At 71.5% G+C, this 3,724-nt stretch carries 2 protein-coding genes; both read right to left on the minus strand.

Going from position 1 to position 3,724, the window contains the following annotated elements:
• A partial coding sequence (locus LzC2_RS20700; protein ID WP_171189927.1) for a VWA domain-containing protein occupies positions 1 to 2,507 on the minus strand: 2,507 nt, incomplete at its 3' end.
• Between the two features lie 196 nt (positions 2,508 to 2,703).
• The gene (locus tag LzC2_RS20705; RefSeq protein WP_171189928.1) at positions 2,704 to 3,618 is read right to left on the minus strand and encodes an SIMPL domain-containing protein; all 915 of its coding nucleotides are present in this window, start codon (positions 3,616 to 3,618) and stop codon (positions 2,704 to 2,706) included.
• Positions 3,619 to 3,724: the final 106 nt, after the last annotated feature.

Below are 3,724 nucleotides of genomic sequence, written 5' to 3' on the forward strand. Positions count from 1 at the left end.
GCGGTGGCGTCGTCGGGGGCGAAGACGTCGGCGGCGGGGAGGTCGAACGTGCCGCCGCCGGCGGCGGCGAGGGAACGCAGGAGCGCTTCGTTCGTGGGACGCAAACGCAGTTCTTCCGGGTAGCCGACCGTCACGCCGCGGCTTTGGCGGGCGACGACCTGCTCGCCGATCTTCTGGGAGATCTCCGTGTGGTAGGCGCCGCCTCGGGGCACCTGGAACTCCGCTTCGTAGCGGCCGGGGGCCGTTTGGCGGGCCTGCACGGTGCGGCTGCCGAGGGCGGGGTCGATCACGGTCAGTTCGGTGGTCGCGTCGTTCCGCCAGCCGCCGGCGGGGTCGGCGGCGTCGAGCGTCATCCGCACGCGGTCGCCGTCGCGGGCGAGGTTCACCGTCGTCCCCGTGCCGCCGCCCTTCCGCATCGCGTGGCGGAAGACCTGCGCCCAAAAGGGACCAAAGCCCTCCCAGGCGAGCCACTCCGCGGCCCAGCGAGGGCCGGCGTCGCTGGTGAAGGCGACGGACCAACCCAGCCCGTAGCGCCACCAGGTCAGCAGCGGGTCGCCAGTTTCGGTGCCGAGGATCACCTCCGCGGTCGCCTTCGGACGGGTGACGACGTAGCCCAGCAGGAAGGGGGCGTCCTCCACCCCCACGCCGTCCAGCACCGCGGTCGGGCGGAGCAGTTGCGGGACGAACGGTTCCTCGTTGATGGCCGATTTCGAGGCGGTGACGGTCTCCTTGGCGAAGATCTGGGGGATGTTGCCGGGGTCGTCGGTGAAGTAGTGCCGACCGCCGCCGGTGCGGGCGATCTCTTCGAGGAGGTTCATGTCGGCGCCCTGCCCGACGCCGACCGTGGAGACGGTGACGCGGTCGCTGGCGAGGTCGCGGGTGACGCCGTCGAAGTCGCCGGGGGAGCTTTGGCCGTCGGTCAGGATGATGACGTGCTTGAGCTTCGCGGCGGCCCGGCGGAGGGCGTCGCGGGCCTCGGTCATCGCGGGATACAGCGTGGTGCCGCCGCCGGCGCCGATGGTGGAGATGCTCGCTTCCAGCCCGGCCTTGTCGCTGGCGGGGCGAATGTCGGAGACCCAGGTCGGGGCGCCGTCGAAGGCGATCACGCCCAGCTGGTCCTTCGGGCCGAGCAGTTCGACCGCGGCCTTGGCGGCGTCCTTGGCCAACTCAATCTTCTGGCCGCCCATCGAGCCGGATTTGTCGATGATCAACACCATCGCCAGCGAGGGCTTCTCCTTCTCCTTTTCGAAGTCGGAGCGGACCGGCAGCACCTCCTCCAACACGCTGCGGTAGTAGCCGCCGAGGCCGAAGGACTGGTCCCCGCCCAGCATCACCAACCCGCCGCCGAGGTCGCGGACGTAGGTCCGCATGACGGCCATCTGACGGCTGGACAGGTCCGTCGCGGGGACGTTGGCGAGGACGACGACCTCGTAGTTCTGCAGGTCGGCCACGTCCTCCGGCACGCCGCGGGGGGGACGCACGTCGGCCTCCACGTCCTCTTCTTCGAGCGCCCAGACGAGGCTGCGGGCGGCGTCGGGGTCGGAATCGATCAGCAGAATGCGCGGCTTGCCGGCGGCGTAGACGAGGCCGGACGCGGCGTTGTTGTCGACCAGCGCGTCCTCCTTCGCCCCGCTGATGCGGACGGTGTACTCCGCGAGGCGGTCGCGCTCGACGGTCTGGCGAAAGCGGAAGCGGTTCTCGCCGGGCTTCAACGTCTGCTTCTCGGAGACCACTTTGAGCGGGCCGCGGAAGACCTCGACGGTGACTTCGTCGTCGTGGTTGGAATCGACGGCGACCTCCACGAAGAACGGCTCCCCGCGGGCGACCTGCGAGGGGACGAGCACCTCGGAGACGGCGACCTCCGGCTCGGCCCGCGTGGGCAGGGGGACGACGTCGATGCGGTCGAGCGACCCCAGCGCCGCCTGCACGGCGTTCCCGGCGGTTTCGTTGCCGTCGGTCAGCAGCACGACGCGGCGCACCTTGTCCGGCGGCGCCGCGGCGAGCGCCGTGCGGAGCGCCGCGGCGACGTCCGTGCCCCGCAATCGCTCCTTGGCGGACTCCGCTTCGCCGTCGCCGCTAGGCGGCGCGCCCCCCGCTTCGGTTCCCGCTTCCAGAAACGCCGCCAGCGACACCGGCGTGCCCACGTCCGCGGCGAAGGGCAGCACGACGGCTTCGTCCCCCGAGGGCAGTTCGCCCAACGCGGCGAGGTACTCGCGGACGGGGTTCCGCCCCTCCTCCCCCCCCACCGACAGCGATTCGTCCGCGACGAACACGACGTACCGCTCCGTCGTCGGCCGCAGCAGCGTGAGGCCGCCGAGGGCCAACACCAGCAGCACGACCACCACCGACCGCACCGCCAGCGAGGCGATCCGCTGGCCGCGGTCGAAGTCAACCAGGCTCCGCCGGTACAGGTACCAGAGCGCCGGGAGCAGCAGCAGCCCCAGCAGCCACCACGGCCGCAACAGATCGAGGGCGTACCCGGACAGGTCCGCGGAGTCGCTGGGCATCAGTCGCGGTGGGACGGAGGAACGAAACGGGCAGCGGACGGACTCATTCTCGACGGCTCCCCTCTCCCCCCGGGGAGAGGGGCTGGGGGTGAGGGGGCGCCGCGAGCGATTCGCAGCCGCCCGATCCGTGCGGACCGCTCGCCCTCACCCCCGACCCCTCTCCCAAAGGGAGAGGGGAGATCGTAAGTCGAGACGTTCACCGGACGGGCTCGACTCGGGAGGACTCTCCGACCGGCCGCCCCGGCGCCGCGTAGTAGAGCCGCACGGTCGAGACGACTTCGATCTCCCGTCGGCCCGGCATGACGGGTTCGACGGCGTCGATGTCCGCGAACAGGCCGCGGTAGTAGACCTGCAACGGCCGGGGCGCCGGCACGCGGGTCATGCCGTCGCGGTCGTAATAGGTGCGGGCGCCGTCCTCGGCGCTGGGGAGGCTCTCGTACAGTTCGTGCGGATAGAGAATCCGCGTGCCCTCCCAGACGTTGATCGGCTGCGGCTTCTCGGGGAACACCGACAGCAGCAGCTTCGCCTTCGCCTGGGCCGCGGCGAGCGCCTTCTTCTGAGCCTCGATCTGCTTCGCTTCGAGGTCGTCGCTCCAGTAATCGACGGCCAGCAGGTCCACGCCGTCGCCCACCGCCGCCTTGATCGCGTTCAGCGCGGCGGCCTCGTCCGCGACGGCGACGTGCAGGTTGGACTGCACCCGCGTGCCGACGCGGTTCTCCGCCAGCACGTCCTTGCCGCCCTGCTGCTCCACGCCCCAGGCGTACACCGGGAAGGCGGCGATGAAGTCGGTGTCCACGTCCGCCGCCGCGATGCCTGCGGCGGTCAGCTTCGCCTTCGTGGCGGTCAGCAGCGCGGTTCCCGCCGCGTTCGCTTCGTCGGCCGTCTCGCCCTGTGCGGCGACGGCCAGCACGACGCGCAGCCGAGACGGGACGACGCGGACCTCCGCCACGGCCTCCACCGTAATCAGGCGTTCCGCGGCGGTCGGGTCCGGGGCTTGGAGCCGGGCGACCAACGACGATTCGCTCGACCCGCCGCGCAGCCCGGCGGCCTGTCCGAACGCGACGGACGCGGCCCACGGCAGGCAGAGCAGGACGATCAGGGTGCGGAACATGGCGCGCCTTCCGGGCGAAACGGGAGCGGGGGAACGAGCGGGCGGTTGGCGGTCGAGTGCGAATCTCCCCTCTCCCCTTTTTGGGGGAGAGGGGTCGGGGGTGAGG

This window comes from Alienimonas chondri (assembly GCF_013036045.1).
Classification (GTDB): Bacteria; Planctomycetota; Planctomycetia; order Planctomycetales; family Planctomycetaceae; genus Alienimonas; species Alienimonas chondri.

Bases quoted from the DNA above. Each gene is read 5' to 3' on its own strand.
- LzC2_RS20705 (WP_171189928.1), bottom strand. From the start codon at position 3,618: ATGTTCCGCACCCTGATCGTCCTGCTCTGCCTGCCGTGGGCCGCGTCC.